General features: G+C 39.8%; 17 protein-coding genes and 1 pseudogene. 13 read left to right on the top strand and 5 right to left on the bottom strand.

Annotated features, from left to right (window positions below; genetic code table 11):
• The first annotated feature begins 154 nt into the window (after positions 1-154).
• A complete protein-coding gene (rluC, locus tag PE36_RS20015; RefSeq protein WP_006033907.1) occupies positions 155-1,108 on the top strand; it encodes a 23S rRNA pseudouridine(955/2504/2580) synthase RluC in 954 nt (317 codons plus the stop codon).
• Between the two features lie 105 nt (positions 1,109-1,213).
• Here rluC and PE36_RS20010 read toward each other — a convergent pair whose 3' ends face one another.
• Positions 1,214-1,801, bottom strand: a complete 588-nt coding sequence (locus PE36_RS20010) for a nucleoside triphosphate pyrophosphatase (protein WP_006033906.1) — start codon at positions 1,799-1,801, stop codon at positions 1,214-1,216.
• 104 nt (positions 1,802-1,905) lie between these two features.
• Between PE36_RS20010 and yceD the strand changes: the two genes are divergently transcribed.
• The 12 genes from yceD (at position 1,906) to PE36_RS19950 (ending at position 11,219) form a co-directional block, all read left to right on the top strand.
• Positions 1,906-2,454 carry a 23S rRNA accumulation protein YceD gene (yceD, locus tag PE36_RS20005; RefSeq protein WP_006033905.1) on the top strand — a complete coding sequence of 183 codons (549 nt, stop codon included), beginning with the start codon at positions 1,906-1,908 and terminating at the stop codon, positions 2,452-2,454.
• Positions 2,455-2,470: 16 nt separating this feature from the next.
• A complete protein-coding gene (gene rpmF, locus PE36_RS20000; protein WP_006033904.1) occupies positions 2,471-2,641 on the top strand; it encodes a 50S ribosomal protein L32 in 171 nt (56 codons plus the stop codon).
• 11 nt (positions 2,642-2,652) lie between these two features.
• A complete protein-coding gene (plsX, locus tag PE36_RS19995) occupies positions 2,653-3,666 on the top strand; it encodes a phosphate acyltransferase PlsX (protein ID WP_043994896.1) in 1,014 nt (337 codons plus the stop codon).
• 132 nt (positions 3,667-3,798) lie between these two features.
• A complete protein-coding gene (gene fabD, locus PE36_RS19990; RefSeq protein WP_006033902.1) occupies positions 3,799-4,722 on the top strand; it encodes an ACP S-malonyltransferase in 924 nt (307 codons plus the stop codon).
• Between the two features lie 16 nt (positions 4,723-4,738).
• Positions 4,739-5,473: a 3-oxoacyl-ACP reductase FabG gene (gene fabG, locus PE36_RS19985; protein WP_006033901.1), complete on the top strand. Its 735-nt coding sequence runs from the start codon at positions 4,739-4,741 to the stop codon at positions 5,471-5,473.
• 141 nt (positions 5,474-5,614) lie between these two features.
• Positions 5,615-5,851, top strand: coding sequence for an acyl carrier protein (gene acpP, locus PE36_RS19980; protein ID WP_006033900.1), 237 nt, complete (start codon positions 5,615-5,617; stop codon positions 5,849-5,851).
• A gap of 130 nt (positions 5,852-5,981) precedes the next feature.
• Positions 5,982-7,226 (top strand): beta-ketoacyl-ACP synthase II, encoded by a 1,245-nt coding sequence (gene fabF, locus PE36_RS19975; RefSeq protein ID WP_006033899.1) that lies wholly within the window; start codon positions 5,982-5,984, stop codon positions 7,224-7,226.
• A 176-nt stretch (positions 7,227-7,402) separates the two neighbouring features.
• Complete coding sequence (gene mltG, locus PE36_RS19970) at positions 7,403-8,401, top strand: endolytic transglycosylase MltG (protein WP_006033898.1); 999 nt, start codon at positions 7,403-7,405, stop codon at positions 8,399-8,401.
• A 16-nt stretch (positions 8,402-8,417) separates the two neighbouring features.
• Positions 8,418-9,062 carry a dTMP kinase gene (gene tmk / locus PE36_RS19965; protein WP_006033897.1) on the top strand — a complete coding sequence of 215 codons (645 nt, stop codon included), beginning with the start codon at positions 8,418-8,420 and terminating at the stop codon, positions 9,060-9,062.
• Positions 9,063-9,066: 4 nt separating this feature from the next.
• Positions 9,067-10,038, top strand: a complete 972-nt coding sequence (gene holB / locus PE36_RS19960) for a DNA polymerase III subunit delta' (RefSeq protein WP_006033896.1) — start codon at positions 9,067-9,069, stop codon at positions 10,036-10,038.
• Between the two features lies 1 nt (position 10,039).
• The gene (locus tag PE36_RS19955; protein ID WP_006033895.1) at positions 10,040-10,813 is read left to right on the top strand and encodes a TatD family hydrolase; all 774 of its coding nucleotides are present in this window, start codon (positions 10,040-10,042) and stop codon (positions 10,811-10,813) included.
• 154 nt (positions 10,814-10,967) lie between these two features.
• Positions 10,968-11,219 (top strand): DUF2960 domain-containing protein, encoded by a 252-nt coding sequence (locus PE36_RS19950; RefSeq protein ID WP_043994895.1) that lies wholly within the window; start codon positions 10,968-10,970, stop codon positions 11,217-11,219.
• Positions 11,220-11,330: 111 nt separating this feature from the next.
• Here PE36_RS19950 and PE36_RS19945 read toward each other — a convergent pair whose 3' ends face one another.
• The 4 genes and pseudogenes from PE36_RS19945 to yebU all read right to left on the bottom strand — a co-directional run.
• Complete coding sequence (locus PE36_RS19945; protein ID WP_043994894.1) at positions 11,331-14,129, bottom strand: Hsp70 family protein; 2,799 nt, start codon at positions 14,127-14,129, stop codon at positions 11,331-11,333.
• Between the two features lie 108 nt (positions 14,130-14,237).
• Positions 14,238-16,067, bottom strand: coding sequence for an Hsp70 family protein (locus PE36_RS19940; RefSeq protein WP_006033892.1), 1,830 nt, complete (start codon positions 16,065-16,067; stop codon positions 14,238-14,240).
• Positions 16,064-16,708 carry a DUF2760 domain-containing protein gene (locus PE36_RS19935; RefSeq protein ID WP_006033891.1) on the bottom strand — a complete coding sequence of 215 codons (645 nt, stop codon included), beginning with the start codon at positions 16,706-16,708 and terminating at the stop codon, positions 16,064-16,066. Before PE36_RS19935 ends, PE36_RS19940 begins: the two co-directional genes overlap by 4 nt.
• Positions 16,709-17,037: 329 nt before the next feature.
• Positions 17,038-17,370, bottom strand: a pseudogene (gene yebU, locus PE36_RS19930) (16S rRNA (cytosine(1407)-C(5))-methyltransferase RsmF); the annotation flags it as partial.

The following is a 17,370-nucleotide window of genomic DNA, read 5'->3' as shown; positions in this document are numbered from 1 at the left end:
AAAGCCATTATCATTCTTGGCTGTATTTTTTTAGCAGTACAGGGGGTATTATCCCATTGCCTGCATTAATATAGCAAGTTAACTTTCCATTCAATTTAGAAATTCTTTTCAAATTGATACTTATACGCATTTTGAGTTAGACAATAAAATAATTATGACCGATAAAATTTCACCGAAAGTAGCATTTGTAACCATTACTGAAGATTATCAAGGACAACGAATTGATAACTTTTTACGCACCAAGTTAAAAGGTGTGCCAAAAAGTATGATTTACCGCATCATACGTAAAGGTGAAGTGAGAGTTAACAAGGGTAGAATTAAACCTGAGTATAAATTACAGCCTGAAGATATTGTTCGCATACCGCCAGTACGCGTTTCTGAAACTGAAGCTATTTCGCCATCAGCGAACCTTGATTCTGTTCGTGCGCTTGAATCGCAAATTATTTATGAAGATGACTACTTAATTGTCATCAACAAACCATCAGGTATGGCTGTTCACGGTGGTAGTGGTTTAAGCTTTGGTCTTATTGAAGGATTGCGTGCGATCCGTCCTGATAGTAGATTCTTAGAATTAGTTCACCGTTTAGATCGCGATACGTCAGGTTGTTTACTCGTTGCTAAGAAACGCAGCACGCTTAAAGCGTTACATGAGCAACTGCGTTTAAAAACAATGAGAAAAGATTACCAAGCACTTGTTGCTGGTGCATGGCCACGCAGTTCTCGAATTGTAAATGCACCACTATTAAAGAACACAGTAAGCTCAGGTGAACGACTTGTACGTGTTGACAGCGAAGGTAAGGAATCTCAAACGCGTTTCAGCATCATACAGCGTTATGAACATGGCACGCTAGTGCAAGCAAGTCCTATTACAGGTCGTACGCATCAGATCCGTGTTCACGCATTACATGCCGGTCATCCGATTGCCTGTGATGATAAATATGGCGATAAAGATTTTACGAAGCACATGAACGGTTTAGGCTTAAAGCGCTTGTTCTTACACGCAGCACGCTTACAGTTCTTTAACCCTGGTACTCAAGAAACCCAGGAAGTTGAAGCGCCATTAGATATGGCGTTAGTTAGAGCGTTAGAAAAATTGAAAAAGTGTTAATCATATAAGTGATTAAGTGACATTCATTTAGTCATATTTGATTTTAAAGCCAGTATCTTTGATGCTGGCTTTTTTATGTTCTCTATTTGTTCAAGCTGTCTTCATTTAAGCTTCTAAAACGTTATATCCTTGTTCTTGTAGAATTTCCACTAAACTAATCAGGGGTAATCCAATCAAGGTATTTGGGTCTTTTCCTTCTAATTTCGAAAATAATGCAATGCCAAGTCCTTCACACATAAAACTACCTGCGCAATTATAAGGCTGTTCAGTTTCAAGGTAGTAACGAATTTGGCTCTCAGTTAAGCTTCTGAAATGCACAATAAACTGTTCTACGATCGTATCTGTACGACCGGTGCATTGATTTACAACAGAAAGGCCTGTGTAAAAAGTTATATTTTGTGCAGAAACGGCAGATAATTGTGCAAAAGCTGTTTCATAATCACCAGGTTTACCTATTATTTTGTTATTAATGACACAAACCTGATCCGATCCGATAGATATTGAGTTACTATACTCCCGACTGGCAGATTGAGCTTTTTCTAGTGCTAGGCGTGATACTAGCATTTCAGCCGTTTCGTTTGGCTTGACGGTTTCATCAACTTTTGGGTTGAAGGTATCGAAAGGGCAGTTTAGTTTTTCTAAAATCTGTTTACGAAATGGCGATGTTGAAGCAAGGATTAGTTTAGGTTTCATGGTTTATCTATCATCAATTATTTAATTATTTGATGATTTTAACGGCAACTGGCCTATTTTTGTAGGGAATTTTGATTTTTTTTCATTTTCCTTTTGACTCTAACATGATGAATCTATATTATCCGCAACCTATGAAAAAGGTAAAACTACCAGTAACTGTTGATCCTTATCGTACTGCTCAACAAAGATTGGACTTCAACACTTGTGTTGAAGGTCGTCTGTTGAAACGTATTACGGATGCAACAGCAGGTGAACCAAGTGATGCTGAGGTATCAATATCGTACGACAAAGATAAGCAAGGTCTTATAGTGATACAGGGTAACGTATCACTAACTGTAAGCCTTGAATGTCAGCGTTGTGGTGAGATATTTACGCAAGCTTGTGAAACCGAATTTAGATATAGTCCTGTGAAGAATGATTCCCAGGTCGACGATCTGCCAGATGCTTATGAGCCCATTGAATTGGATGCAAATGGCGAGATAAATCAAATTTCATTGATTGAAGATGAAGTGATTATCAATTTACCACTTGTTGCTTTGCACCAAGAGGAAGATTGTTCAGTGAATCCAAATTACATGAGTTTTGGTGAAATCGAGCCTGCTGATGAGCAGCCCAACCCATTTGCCGCTTTATCTGAATTAAAGCGCAAGTAATCAGGAGTATAGGCCAATGGCTGTACAAAAAAGTAAAGTAACTCGCTCTCGCCGCGGTCAACGTCGTTCACATGACGCTCTAACTGCAGCAGCTACAACTGTTGACGTGACTTCAGGTGAAACTCACCTACGTCACAATGTAACAGCTGATGGTTACTACAAAGGCGTTAAAGTAATTAACAAATAAGTTATATTACTTTGCCTAATCTAACAATTGCGTTAGATGCCATGGGGGGCGATTTCGGCCCCCATGTCACTATCCCCGCCGCAATAAATATACTGAAAAAGTATAAAAATATCTCTATTTACCTTGTCGGTAACGAAACTGAAATAACCCCGTTATTGCAGAATACCTCTACGTCTATTAAATCTCGTTATACAATAATTCCTAGTCTCGATGATATACCCATGGACCTTGCTCCAGCATTAGCGCTGCGAAATTTTAAGCAATCATCTATGCGTATGGCATTGAACCTTGTTCGTGAGGGCAAAGCTCAAGCGTGTGTCAGTGCTGGTAATACCGGAGCACTGATGGTGCTTTCTCGACATTTGCTTAAAGTACTTCCTTTTGTTGATAGACCCGCTTTAGTCTCTACATTGCCTTCTGCTACAAGACAGCCGGTATATATGCTTGATCTCGGTGTTAATGTCAGTTGTGATGCGGATGCATTATTTCAATTTGCCTTAATGGGTTCTGCACTTGCTGAGCATGTCGGTAATATACCGAATCCAAAGGTTGCGTTACTTAATGTCGGGCAAGAGGATATTAAAGGTAATGATCTGGTCAAACGAGCAGCGCAATTACTTTCTGAGCATGAAAGCTTAAACTATATTGGTTTTATTGAAGGCAATGATATTTTTACTGGTAAAGCTGACGTCATTGTATGCGATGGCTTTACCGGTAATGTAGCGCTTAAAACCAGCGAGGGTGTAGTTGATTTGGTTATCTCTCAACTTACATCTGTATCAAATAAGAACATATTTACTAAATTATTATCATTATTGGTCAAACCACTAATAATGAACAGTCTGAGACGTTTGAAACCCGACCAGTATAACGGAGCAACTTTGTTAGGATTGACGGGTATTGTAATTAAGAGTCATGGTAATGCTGAACAGCTTGCCTTTGAGTTTGCAATTGAACAGGCTGTAAAAGAAGTTGAAAGCGGGTTAGTAAAAAAAATATCCGCAAATCTTGATCTTATTGATTAAGATTCAATTTAACTCATTTAATTTGCCTTTTCTCTTGAAAAATTCAACCGATATCCTCATATTACTTTTTAGTTAGATAAGTTCATTTTCAAATTGATACATGAATTTTTATTAATTTTTTATAGGTAATTTATGTCAAAATATGCAGTAGTATTCCCAGGTCAAGGCTCACAAGCAATCGGTATGCTTGCTGATCTTGCTCCAGATCATCCGGTTGTAGAGCAGACGTTTTCACAAGCAAGTGAAATTCTTGGCTATGACCTATGGGATTTAGTGCAAAATGGAACAGTTGAAGAATTAAGCCAAACTCATATCACGCAACCCGCATTATTGGCTACCTCTGTTGCATTGTGGCGAATTGCCGCCGCGAAAGAAACGTTTAAACCATCATTACTTGCTGGTCACAGTTTAGGTGAGTACTCAGCATTAGTATGTGCAGGTGTGATTAAATTCGAAGACGCAATTGCTCTTGTGGAATTACGTGGGCAATTAATGCAACAAGCCGTACCACAAGGTATTGGTGCAATGGCCGCTGTTATTGGTTTAGATAATGATGCGACAGTTGCAGCTTGTGCAAAAGCGGCTGAAGAAGAAGTGGTATCAGCGGTAAACTTTAATTCACCTGGTCAGGTGGTTATTGCCGGTAATAAAGCCGCGGTTGCGCGTGCGTCTGAATTATGTATTGAAGCGGGAGCACGACGTGTTATGCCTTTACCAGTAAGCGTACCGTCTCATTGTTCGTTAATGAAACCTGCTGCTGATGAATTAAAAATCGCATTACAACAAGTTACTTTTAATACACCTGTCATTAAGTTGATTAATAATGTTGATGTAGCGTCACCAACGGATGCGGATAGCATTAAAGATGCGCTTATACGTCAACTTTATATGCCAGTACGCTGGACTGAAGTGATAGAAGCTATGGCGAAAGAAGACATTACAGCGTTATATGAATTCGGTCCTGGTAAAGTACTTACAGGACTTGTTAAGCGTATTGATAAAACGATTAAAGGTAGTGCAGTCAATAATCAAGCAACAATTGCTGATTTTGCATAACAGTAGGAATAAATAAATGAGTTTTTCAAGTAAAACAGTACTCGTTACAGGCGCAAGCCGTGGTATTGGTCGCGCAATCGCGGAACATTTTGCCAAGTTAGGTGCCAAAGTTATTGGTACAGCAACTTCTGCACAAGGTGCTGAGCGTATTGGCGCTTATTTAGGGGATGCAGGATTTGGTTTAGAACTTAATGTGACCGATCAAGATTCAGTTGATGCATTATATGCTGAAATCAAAACCCGAGTTGGGCACATTGATATTTTGGTGAATAATGCCGGTATTACAGCAGATAATATCTTCTTGCGTATGAAAGAAGATGAATGGTGTAATGTTATTGATACCAACTTGACCTCATTATACCGTTTATGTAAGCCTTGCTTACGTGGCATGATGAAACAGCGTTATGGTCGTATTATCAACATCGGTTCAGTTGTAGGCTCTACTGGTAATGGTGGTCAAGCTAACTATGCCGCTGCTAAGTCAGGCTTATTAGGTTTTACTAAATCACTTGCAATTGAAATAGCGTCTCGTGGCATCACTGTTAATGCCGTCGCACCTGGTTTTATCGAAACTGATATGACGAGTGAATTAACGGAAGAACAAAAACAAACAATATTAGCTCAAGTACCAACCAATCGTCTTGGTAGTACTGCTGAGATAGCTGAAACTGTTGGATTTTTAGCATCTGATGGTGCAAGCTATATTACGGGTGAAACTATCCATGTAAATGGCGGCATGTATATGGCTTAGCCCTTTATATTTGATTTTGTTTGTAAATTTGCGATCTTTTTCACCAATCGTGGTTTGACCACCGAGTTAGGGGTTGCAAGTTTATGAGTAATCAATAAACTACTAATCAAAGCATTAAATATTTTTCAAAGGAAAGTAAACATGAGTAACTTCGAAGAACGCGTAAAAAAAATCATTATCGAACAACTAGGTGTTAAAGAAGAAGAAGTTAAAAACGAAGCTTCTTTCGTTGATGATCTAGGTGCTGATTCTCTAGATACAGTTGAACTTGTTATGGCTCTAGAAGAAGAATTCGATACTGATATCCCTGATGATGAAGCAGAGAAAATCACTACTGTTCAAGCTGCAATCGACTTCGTTGTTTCTAGCGCTAAATAATTCAGCTGGTTAGTTTCTCACTGAGAAACAATCAAATTTAAATAATTATAATGATGACGTTATAATTATTTTTATAAATATTAAAAGCGGTCGCAAGACCGCTTTTTTTTTGTCTATTTGGAGAACGAGTGTGGCTAATAGAAGAGTTGTAATTACAGGATTAGGTATTGTTTCACCGGTTGGTAACACTGTTACGACTGCATGGGAAGCAATCAAATCTGGTACCAGCGGCATTGAAAATATTGAGCACTTTGATACCACTAATTTTTCAACAAAATTTGCTGGCTTAGTTAATAATTTTGATGCTGAAGCGGTTGGACTCAATCGTAAAGACTGCCGTAAAATGGATTTGTTTATCCAATACGGGATCGTAGCAGCAGAGCAAGCAATTAAAGATTCAGGGTTAGTAATTACTGAACAAAATGCAACCCGAGTTGGTACTGCAATTGGTTCTGGTATCGGTGGACTAGGTCTGATCGAGCAAAATGTGCATAGTTTTGTTAAAGGTGGGGCACGTAAAGTGAGTCCATTCTTTGTACCGTCAACGATTGTTAATATGGTTGCTGGTCATGTGTCCATCCGCAACAACCTGAAAGGTCCAAACATTGCCATTGCAACGGCTTGTACGTCTGGGACGCACTGTATTGGTCAATCTGCGCGTATGATTGCATATGGCGATGCTGATGTAATGGTTGCCGGTGGTGCAGAGAAGGCATCAACAGAAATGGGCATGGCAGGTTTTGGCTCAGCGAAGGCATTATCAACGCGTAATGATGACCCACAAAAAGCAAGTCGACCTTGGGATAAAGACCGAGATGGTTTTGTGCTTGGCGACGGTGCAGGAATTTTAGTACTGGAAGAATACGAGCATGCAGTAGCACGTGGTGCAACTATCTATGCTGAATTAGCTGGTTTTGGCATGAGTGGCGATGCATTCCACATGACGTCACCTCCTGAAGACGGAGCCGGTGCTGCGCTTGCAATGAGTAATGCAATTGCTGATGCGGGTATTAAACCCAGTGATGTGGGTTATGTAAATGCACATGGCACGTCAACACCTGCTGGCGATAAAGCTGAAACCGCCGCTGTTAAATCTGTATTTGGCGATCACGCTTATAAACTTGCGGTTAGTTCAACAAAATCAATGACAGGCCATCTTTTAGGTGCTGCTGGTGCAATCGAAGCGATTTTTACAATTTTAGCTTTAAGAGATCAGATCTTACCGCCAACGATCAACTTGGAAAATCCGAGTGAAGGTTGTGATCTGGATTTTGTTACTGATGGCGCTCGTGCAGTGAGTATGGAATACGCGTTATCCAACTCATTTGGATTCGGTGGGACCAATGGTTCTCTGCTATTTAAAAAAGCGGACTAATATATCAAAGACCTAACGTGAGATGCTTAATTACTCATTTTGGTATAACAAACATAATAAATAAGTGTTTTCGTTATTTGTTATTCACATGCAAGGTGATTAAACACACCTTGTATGTATCAAACAATTTTTCATTGGTGTAAAATGTGTGCTGAATTTAATTTATGCATCGAGCTATGAAAAAGATAATTACTGCTATTTCCTTACTGTTTACCGTTCTATTGATTGCTGGTGTACTTTTCTATTCACGCTTCCAATCATTTGTCTCAACGGAACGTGTACAAACAGATCATATCCTTATTGTTTCTTCGGGTGATACCGCGCAATCAATTGCTAATCAAATGATTGCGGAGAGCAACTTCGAATCTAAAGTATTTTTACGTGTCTTTTTCAAACAAAACCCCGGTATTACCAATATCAAACTTGGTTCGTATCAAGTAACCGCGGGCTGGAATTTCCAAACGTTATTCGAGCACCTGGTGTCTGGAGATGAATTTCAACATAAAATCACCTTCATCGAAGGCTCAACATTTAAAGAGTGGCGCAAGCAGTTAGCTCAAGCAGCAGGTATTATTGATGATACGGCTGACTTATCTGAAGTAGAATTAGCGCAGTTATTACAAATAGAAAACTCAAAGCTTGAAGGCCTGATGCTGCCTGAAACCTATTTTTATCCGCAAGGGACGTTAGTTTCAGCGCTATATTTAAAGTCACATAAACAACTCCAAGCTTATTTAAATACAGCGTGGGAAACACGAGATAAAAATTTACCGCTTAAAACACCTTATGAAGCGCTGATTCTTGCTTCTATCATCGAGAAAGAGACGGGATTAGAAAGCGAAAGAACGACGGTATCGTCGGTGTTTATTAACCGATTGAACCGACGTATGCGTTTACAGACTGACCCAACTGTTATTTATGGCATGGGTGATGACTATAAAGGTAATATCCGTCGTAAACACCTACGTCAAAAAACAGATTACAACACCTATGTGATTAGAGGTTTACCGCCTACACCGATTGCAATGGTTGGAAAAACATCAATTGATGCGGCATTGCATCCAGCCAAAACAAGCTATTTATATTTTGTTGCCAGTGGTGACGGTGGTCATTATTTTTCAAAGAATTTGAAACAACATAATCGTGCTGTTCGTAAATACATTTTAAAAAGATAAATTGAAGAGAGTTATTGTGCAAGCAAAATTTTTAGTGATCGAAGGCCTTGAAGGCGCAGGTAAAAGTACCGCAGTAAGCACTGTGATTAATTGGTTAGCGGAGCAGGGGATCACCGATGTAATCACCACACGTGAACCAGGCGGAACAAAATTAGCCGAAAAGATGCGTGCTATTGTTAAAGACGTTGATACCGAAGAGCCGTTGACTGAATCAGCCGAGTTAATGCTAATGTATGCAGCACGTGCACAATTAGTGGAGCATGTTATTAAACCAGCCCTAGCGAAAGGTCAATGGGTTGTTGGTGATCGTCATGATCTTTCTTCTATTGCTTACCAAGGTGGTGGCCGTGGTTTTGATATTGGTGTGTTGAATACACTACGTCAAGTTGCTATTGGTGACTTCAAACCTGATATGACGTTATTGTTAGATATCGATCCCGCTGTGGGTCTACAACGCGCAAAAGTACGCGGTGAATTAGATCGCATTGAATTAGAGCAACTGTCTTTCTTCGAGCGTATTGGCGCAAAATACCAAGAACTTGCAGCTGCTGATGACACTATCTATAGTGTTGATGCGGGACAGGATATTGATAATGTTCAAGCGCAGATCCGTGATGTATTAGCCAATCATGTTGATTGTCATAATAGACATGTTGATTAATTAGATGCTATATCCTTGGTTACTACCTTATTGGGAAAAACAACAGACGCAAATGACAGCAGGTCGTTTACATCATGCGTTGTTTATTACCAGTGCTAGCGGTATGGGTAAACTGTCGTATGCTCAGACACTTGCCCAAACATTATTATGCAAAGAGCCTATCGGTTGGGAACCTTGCCATCGATGCCATCCTTGTCAATTATTCGAGACAAGTGTACATCCTGATTATTATTTGGTTTCCACCGAACCCGGTAAAGTGATTGGTGTTGACAGAATAAGACATATCAGTCAGAAGTTGAACGAGCACTCACAACTTGGTGGTAATAAAGTGGTGATCATCGAGCATGCTGAAAGTTTTAATTTAGCCTCTGCTAATGCATTGCTTAAAACATTAGAAGAGCCGAGTAATGGTAGCTATCTCATTTTGCTTGCCGAAAATAAGTCACAGGTACTGCCTACTATTTATAGCCGTTGTCAGAAGTTGCATCTGCCTGCCCCAGCAGAGCAGGAGTCAATGGCATGGTTACAACAGCAGTTTCCGATAGAAAGTCCAACGCTGACCGCTATTCGCATTAATCATGGTGCACCGTTGCACACGCTAAGTTACTTAAATAACGGCGATGATGATTTACGTAAAGAGATATTCTCTAATATTACGTTGTTAACAACACAGCCCGCGGCGATCACCCGACTATGTGAAATAATCTCTGATCGTACTTTAGAGAAGCTATCTTGGTTACAATTTATCTTACTTGATTTACAGAAAGTTAAGCGCGGGGTGAGCATTGATTATATTGTCAATACCGATCAGCTTGAATGGTTAACGCATTTCTCAACGCAATTATCACAAGATAAAATTACTCAACTACAATCAGAATTAACAGCGTTACGTCAGCTATTAATGCAAAATAATAATTTAACCGCTGAAACATTGGTTCTGTCATTTTTAATTAAACTAAAAAGATATATAAATTAATATGTTAGTAGATTCTCATTGCCATTTAGATGGCCTGAATTACGATACCATTCATACCGATCTTGCCGACGTTGTTAACAAAGCTGCGGAGCGTGGCGTGTCGCATTTATTAAGCGTATCAGTGACTTTACCACGCTTCAAAACTATGATTGAACAGATTTCTGACTTTGATAATATTCATGCCTCATGTGGTGTACATCCATTAAATCTGGAAGATGAATACGAAAAGTCAGAGTTATTGGCATTAGCACAAAACGAAAAAGTCGTCGCTATTGGTGAGACGGGTTTAGATTATTTCTATTCACCTGAAAACAAAGAAATTCAGCAAGCATCATTTCGTAATCATATCCAAGTTGCTATCGAACTGAATAAACCGCTTATTATTCATACGCGTGGCGCAGTTGATGATACGATCCGTATTTTAAAAGAAGAAGGCGCAGAAAAAATTGGTGGCGTGATCCATTGTTTTACTGAGTCAGATGCGATGGCTGCAGCGGTATTAGAAATGGGCTTCTATATCTCTATCTCTGGTATTGTTACGTTCAAATCAGCAAAAGATCTGCAAGCGGTGGTTAAGACAATCCCTGCGGATAGATTATTAGTTGAAACCGATTCACCGTACTTAGCGCCTGTTCCTTACCGTGGTAAAGAAAACCAACCTGCTTATGTGCGTGCTGTTGCCGAGTTCGTTGCTGATTTACGTGGGGTAACCTTCGCAGAATTAGCAGAATCAACGACAGAGAACTACTTTAAGCTGTTTAACGCTAAAAAGTAATATCGATTTGATATAGCATCTTGACGTAACTTGGGTATATACCGCACTCAATTTTTGACGACTGAGTTGAATGTGGTATTATCCACGAAAATTACAGTACTATCTCGATATTCGTGTGACGATGTATCGAATTAAATCATTTTTTGGAGGCATTTTGGCCCACCTAATTACCTATACATATAAAAAACAAGATAAGAAAATTCCATTTTCATACAGACAGTTCCACCATATCTATGAAGCGGCAGCTGCAGAAGAAGGCATCGACTTAACGCAATATTTGATAATGGAAAAACAAGTTGAAGATGTATCGAAAGGTACGAAATCAGTAAGAGAATTCCGTAAAAACCATTTTACTAAATTAGGCTTTACTAATATGTGGTTTATTAAAGATGGTATTGAAGAATAAAAAGTAAATGATAAAGTGTTTTAACCATTCATGAGTAATCTATGAGTATGTTAAAACTAAACAATAGGTGGTCAATGAAGACCACCTATTAAATTCAGCATTTATTGAATATTAAGACAGTAAGGTTAAACCTGTAGGTAAACTGTCACCAAAGATACGCTTCATTACCGTGTCATCTGACGACTGCACATCACGTACTAATGCTAACCAAGCGTCCGATAATTTACTCTGTGTTAATTTATCTAGCACAGCATCTCTTACCTTATCTTGAATATCCATTTCTCTATCACCGGTTTTTCTGGCAATCATCACAGCTGCAAAAGCAATGTGTGGTTCTTTTTGCCAATTAGCGTCAAGTAATGTATTTAGCCATGTTTCAACAATATGACGTGGAATCACATTATGCTGGCTACCATAAAACGCAACACGAGATGCGACACGACCTAATGCCCACCAATGTAATTGCTGGTTTTGTGGTTTCTTTAATTTAGCCAGTAAGTATTCACCAAACTCCACTTTTAGCGCCACGGGAATATGTTCGAGTGAGGCGGCAAGTCGAATAATATCATCATAGCTGCGTTGTTTCGCTTGATTGATGATTTTGGCATGTTTATTACTGTCTTCAACAAAGTAGATAGAAAGCGTATCGTATATTTCGATCTGCTGTTGTTCGTTAAGGCCACCAGCAATACGGCGCCATAGATTCCACCAATCACTCCATGACTGTGTTGATTTATTGTATTGAATCGCGGATTTGAATATCGGCCAAATTTGTTCAATACGCCAATCATCAGCAGGGTAGCCAAAGCCAGGACGAAGTAGGAAGCTGGTTAGTTTTAACCAATTACGTTCATGTTGTTCTGTGCGGCGGCGGTTTTTAGCAAATTGTAAACAAGGGGCTGCAAGTTCACGTAATAAATCGGTATCCCAAGTATCACGTTTACCCAGACGTTTATCCAGATCATTACGCAATGATTTAACTAACTTAGGATCACTTTTTTTACTACTGGCACCATACACAGCTTCAATTAATTTAATTGCATCGGGCAGGTTAGGGTGAAGCTGCTTAATATCCTGGATATCTTTAGAGTCATTTTCTGATATTTTTTTGGTACGGCTTGGACGCACAGAGAACTCTAATGCCCAACGTTGTTTACTGTTGGTTTCACTCACACATTCAAGTTGTAAGGTACCAATGCTGCTTAGCTTGCAAGACAAGTACACTGACTCAAAACGTTTGTGATCTTTGTGCTCTGGGATCGTGACAACAAAAGGCGGTAACGGCGTTTTACCTTTGAGTTCTGTTTCAATGATATCACCAGGCTTGAAATTATTTTCATGACTGGTGGTAGCAAGATTAAAGCGAATGGGCTCACCGATCGTTAATGAAAATAAACGGCTATCTAAATTGATAACTTGCTCATCTTCGGTGCCCTTAGGTAACAGGCAAATAGACTGGGGCTGACCCGAACGGTCGGTTATTTCAATGAAATAGTTACGAGGGCTACCACCGCCAATTTGTTTTTGCTTACCCATTTTAGCAAAACCAAATTCAACCGCGCCATAAGCAACTGACAAGTCTGGGTTACCATTGTGCAGCATCTGAACTTTTTGTTGTTTCCAACCGGATAACACTTTTTCAATTTGCAATTTCACTTGCTTGCTATTAAAAATACCACCGTTAACAAGGATTGCCGCTGGCACGATTGCGGGATCATAATCTTCAGTTGCGTCTACGTCGTAATAAGTATGGATGAACTCGGCAATGTGTTTTGAAATCGCAGGATCAGACGTATAAGGTAAACCAAATTCCACCACCGCATTTTTTCTGTGTGTTGGTAATTCGTTAAAGCTACTATTTGGTAAGAAGCCATTAAACACCATGTCGATAACTTCATTTTTTGTCAGTTCACATTTCTTCGATTGCGCGATCAATTTCGAACCACGTCCAAGTAAGGTAATTGATGTCGTGCTTGGTGGTTGTTCAGACAAAAACAGTTCTTTTGCTTGGCGTGTCTGTTGTATTAGTTGCCCTAATGCAGCAGATTTTAACCGTTGATCTGGTGATATTCTTGATTCAACAATATGGGCTAAGGCCAAGTCGATGTTATCACCACCCAGCATTAAATGATCGCCCACGGCAACACGGTTTAAATTCAATTCACCATGTTCTAATGACATTTCGATTAAACTTAAATCTGTTGTACCACCACCTATGTCACAAACAAGCATGGTTTTATCGTGTTCGATTAAATCAGTTTTGGCTTGTTTATTACGGTGATACCAGTCGTAACAAACGGCTTGTGGCTCTTCTAATAACGTTACCTTGGTTAAGCCGGCTAGATCTGCAGCGGCGAGTGTTAAGGCTCGGGCTGTATCATTGAATGACGCTGGCACTGTGATAGTGATGTTTTGATCGGCAAGTAAATGGTCTGGATTGTGATAATTCCAAGATGCTTGAAAATGGGCAAGGTAGCTTGCACTGGCAACGACAGGCGATACTTTTTCAATATTATCTTCAACAGCCCAAGGCAGAATGGCAGCTTGGGCATCGATACTTGGATGGGACAACCAACTTTTGGCGCTTGAAACTAAGCGACCTTTGGTTTTTGTGCCTAAATCTCGTGCCCATTGACCCACAATTACATTGCTGATTTCACCGTTAAAGTTAATTTTTTTCCACGGTAAAACACAATCGGTTGTGGCAATTTCGTTGTCATTAAAGTGATAGCGGAATGAAGGCAATAACGGTTTTCTTGCGACTTCGCCAGGTCCAACCAATTGGTCTACGAGAAAAACGGACGCGCTGGCTTGATAATCATCGATGTTTTTATAAGAAAGAACACTGTGGGTAGTGCCAAGATCGATGCCAATTACATATTGCGCTGTTTTAGAAACAGATGAGGGCATTAAAAACTCCATATAATAAAACTCAGGGCAAAGCGCCCTGAGTTAAGTACACGTTGTATAAATAAATAGTATCAATATAAAACTGTGTAGTAATGATGCTAAATCATGTTATTGGCGAACAGTTAGTTCAATTTCCCAAATTTCATCACTGTCGTTCGCGATAGCTTCAACTTTAAGTGTACCCACTTCAGTGACAGTCACTGACAGTGATACCGGTACTACATCACCGCTATTGCGGTTAGCTGAGTCAAGCGTCACTTCGATGTCTGGCAGTTGCTCAAGATCTTCTGGCTGCCAGAAATCAAGGTGGGTACCAACAACATCTTCACGGCGGACTGTTGAACCGAAAAACTTAAACTTAACCGGTTGACCGACAACTAAACCAAATTGGTGCGTTGCCACATCAACATTAGTCCCTTCTTCAAGACCAAATGGGGCGATACAAACAGCTTCTAGTGGCGGTTCAAAACCTGGGATTGCTGGCATTGAGCTTTCAACACCCACGTAATATGAGCTCGCTAGGCCGCCTTTAATACGAACGCCTTTACCTTGTTTAGCATAACCGTGATAACAAGCGCCATTGGCAACGGCAAGATCGAGATCAATACCAGTCAATAGTTTTGCTTCTTCTTCAACGTCAGCTGTAATCAACCAGTCGTTAATAATACCGATTAACTTAGAACTAATCGCATCAGATTTAAACACACCGCCATTAAACAATACCGCAGTTGGCTTAATGAAATCACCAGCATCTGACTCGATAGCGTCATGCTGTTTATTCAAGAAGTGTGCAATGTGTTTGGTGATCGCCGCATCTTGTGCATACGGTAAACCAATCTGGGTTAATGCCGTTCGGGTAGTTTGTTGTGGCATCTCGGTCACTGCAGTCGCAGGGAAGAAACCATCGAGAATAGTTTGCTTAACTTCATCGCGTGTTAATTCAGTCTGCATAGTGCCAGCAATTAACTTAGAGCCACGACTAGGGATAACAATTGGTATAGCTTCTATGTCATTATCTGATAGCAGTTGTTCCTTAGCGTCACGACAAGCATGTGTGATCGCTTGAATTTGCCAAGGTTGTAGTTGTTTACCTTCTTGCATTAATTTCATCTTTAGACGATACGCAAGTGCAAGATCCATATTATCACCGCCAAGTAGGATATGTTCACCTACGGCAACGCGTGATAATGTTAAATTACCTTCTGACTCATCAACCGAGATTAATGATAAATCCGTTGTACCACCACCGATATCGATGACTAAAATGGTATCACCAACATTGACTTGGTCACGCCATTCATCACCGCATGCCTCTAACCAGCTATATACAGCCGCTTGTGGTTCTTCAAGTAGATTTAAGTGTTTAAGGTTTAAATCTTGTGCCGCTTGAGCTGTTAAGTTACGCGCTGCGGGATCGAATGAGGCCGGAATGGTAATGGTGACATCTTGCTCTGCAATCGGTGAATCAGGGTGTGCATGATTCCAAGCTTCAGCTAAATGGTTTAAGTATTGAGATGTTGCTGTTACGGGTGATATCTTTTCAACTTCATCAGGGCTTGCGAAGGGTAATATCGCATCATGCGGGCTGACTGTTGCGTGACTTAACCAGCTTTTAGCACTAGACACTAGACGAATAGGTGTTTTAAGCCCAAGGTTGCGTGCTACATCCCCAACCAGCGCGGTATTATCAGCGTTCCAAGGCAATGGTGTTTGATCTTTGCTAATCTCATCTTCGTGCGCTTGATAGACAAAAGAAGGCAGTTGATATTGTTCAGTTACCGAACCAAGAGTAGATAGCTGAGGAATTGCAAACAGCTGTTTAACTGCTTTATCATCTTCGTGTTCTAAATTGATATACGATAATACACAGTGTGTGGTGCCTAAATCGATACCAATACTGTATTTTGGCGCTATTTCGCTCATTGTTATGTCGCTCATAGTTCCACCTCTGCTGCAGCAAGGATATTGGTGTTATGACCTTGTGCTAGTTTAGGTAAATTAACACTACTGATTTTCCAACCTGCGTGTACTAAGATGCCTCGGTAAGGGGCTGAGCCCAACACATTACCAATTAGCTTAACTTCAGATGGGTTAAAGCCTTCTGCTACGGTTACTTGGCTTTCTTCTTCTTCACTGCGGATTGGCGTGAGACTAAAGTATTCATTGATTACTTTTTTACTACCAGTATGAATAATACGTGCTGCAGCACCGATTTGTTCGTCAGTGGCACCGGTTAAATCTTCTTGGATAAAGTCGACGAAACGTGCTTCACTTTGTAGTAATGATAACAGCTGACAAGCGGCTGCAGGACTTGCTTCTTGTAAGGGTGCTTTGATCTCGACAATTTTTTCAACTTCAACGATTTTCTCAATTTCTACGTGTTTGATAACCTCTACAATCTTTTCAACTTCAACTTTTACTTCCACTTCTTTTTCAACAATTTTTTCTATTTCAATTGTTTTTTTACCACCTCTAACGAGGGTAATTAATAGCAGGATGAGGGTGATCGCGAACAAGGCAATATGCGCTGCATCAGGGCCAGTCGGGAGTTCAGAGATATTTGTAAGGTCGAAGTTCATATATTTTACTCAAGTTTGTATAAATCAATATTATCGGCAATTTTATCATAGTTATTTATGTTACGGAGTATAATGTGATTTTTTAGCTTATTTACCTTGTACTTAGGAACAAAGAATAGCCATATTAGCGGGATTAATTAGAAACGTATTTTAAAGCTTAGTTATTTTTTAAAATAAATAAAAAAAAGCCCAGTACAAATCCATGTAATGAGCTTAGGGAAATTGGTATAGCTGTAATATTAAATATAGTAAATTATTTACGTATATCAAATTAGCATTAAGTTATTGTGCGCCATATCGTAAAAAACGTGACGGAATTACTGGCGAACTTATTCGTTAAATAAGTTGTTATCACGTACCAGATCACGCGGGTAGTTATTTTTTAAACGTTGGTTTACGCGTTTACCTAAACCAAGCACACTGCCTTCAAGTAAGACGACAAGTTCACCTTGGAGTTGATCTAAATTATCAATCTCGATATCAGAGAAGTTAATATCACGTCCCATGATGTATTGTTTCGCTTGTTCAATGTTCAGTGACACCGTATTTTTATCACAATGATGGCCAAAGGTACGCGCCCATTCATGTTGAGCGCGGAAGCCTTTTTTGAATTTTTCAGCGATTTTAATACCGATACGATCAAATTTGAATTTTCCGATAAA

Source organism: Moritella sp. PE36 (genome assembly GCF_000170855.1).
Taxonomy (GTDB): domain Bacteria; phylum Pseudomonadota; class Gammaproteobacteria; order Enterobacterales; family Moritellaceae; genus Moritella.
The sequence above is the reverse complement of the archived record's forward strand: the minus strand, read 5'-3'. Positions and strand labels throughout refer to the sequence as shown.

What these genes read in the sequence shown, in the direction of transcription:
- holB (WP_006033896.1), top strand. Translation starts at nt 9,067, where the DNA reads ATGCTATATCCTTGGTTACTACCTTATTGGGAAAAACAACAGACGCAA.
- yceD (WP_006033905.1), top strand. Translation starts at nt 1,906, where the DNA reads ATGATGAATCTATATTATCCGCAACCTATGAAAAAGGTAAAACTACCA.
- acpP (WP_006033900.1), top strand. Translation starts at nt 5,615, where the DNA reads ATGAGTAACTTCGAAGAACGCGTAAAAAAAATCATTATCGAACAACTA.
- PE36_RS19935 (WP_006033891.1), bottom strand. Translation starts at nt 16,708, where the DNA reads ATGAACTTCGACCTTACAAATATCTCTGAACTCCCGACTGGCCCTGAT.
- PE36_RS19955 (WP_006033895.1), top strand. Translation starts at nt 10,040, where the DNA reads ATGTTAGTAGATTCTCATTGCCATTTAGATGGCCTGAATTACGATACC.
- rluC (WP_006033907.1), top strand. Translation starts at nt 155, where the DNA reads ATGACCGATAAAATTTCACCGAAAGTAGCATTTGTAACCATTACTGAA.
- fabG (WP_006033901.1), top strand. Translation starts at nt 4,739, where the DNA reads ATGAGTTTTTCAAGTAAAACAGTACTCGTTACAGGCGCAAGCCGTGGT.
- PE36_RS20010 (WP_006033906.1), bottom strand. Translation starts at nt 1,801, where the DNA reads ATGAAACCTAAACTAATCCTTGCTTCAACATCGCCATTTCGTAAACAG.
- rpmF (WP_006033904.1), top strand. Translation starts at nt 2,471, where the DNA reads ATGGCTGTACAAAAAAGTAAAGTAACTCGCTCTCGCCGCGGTCAACGT.
- fabD (WP_006033902.1), top strand. Translation starts at nt 3,799, where the DNA reads ATGTCAAAATATGCAGTAGTATTCCCAGGTCAAGGCTCACAAGCAATC.
- PE36_RS19945 (WP_043994894.1), bottom strand. Translation starts at nt 14,129, where the DNA reads ATGCCCTCATCTGTTTCTAAAACAGCGCAATATGTAATTGGCATCGAT.
- mltG (WP_006033898.1), top strand. Translation starts at nt 7,403, where the DNA reads ATGAAAAAGATAATTACTGCTATTTCCTTACTGTTTACCGTTCTATTG.
- PE36_RS19940 (WP_006033892.1), bottom strand. Translation starts at nt 16,067, where the DNA reads ATGAGCGACATAACAATGAGCGAAATAGCGCCAAAATACAGTATTGGT.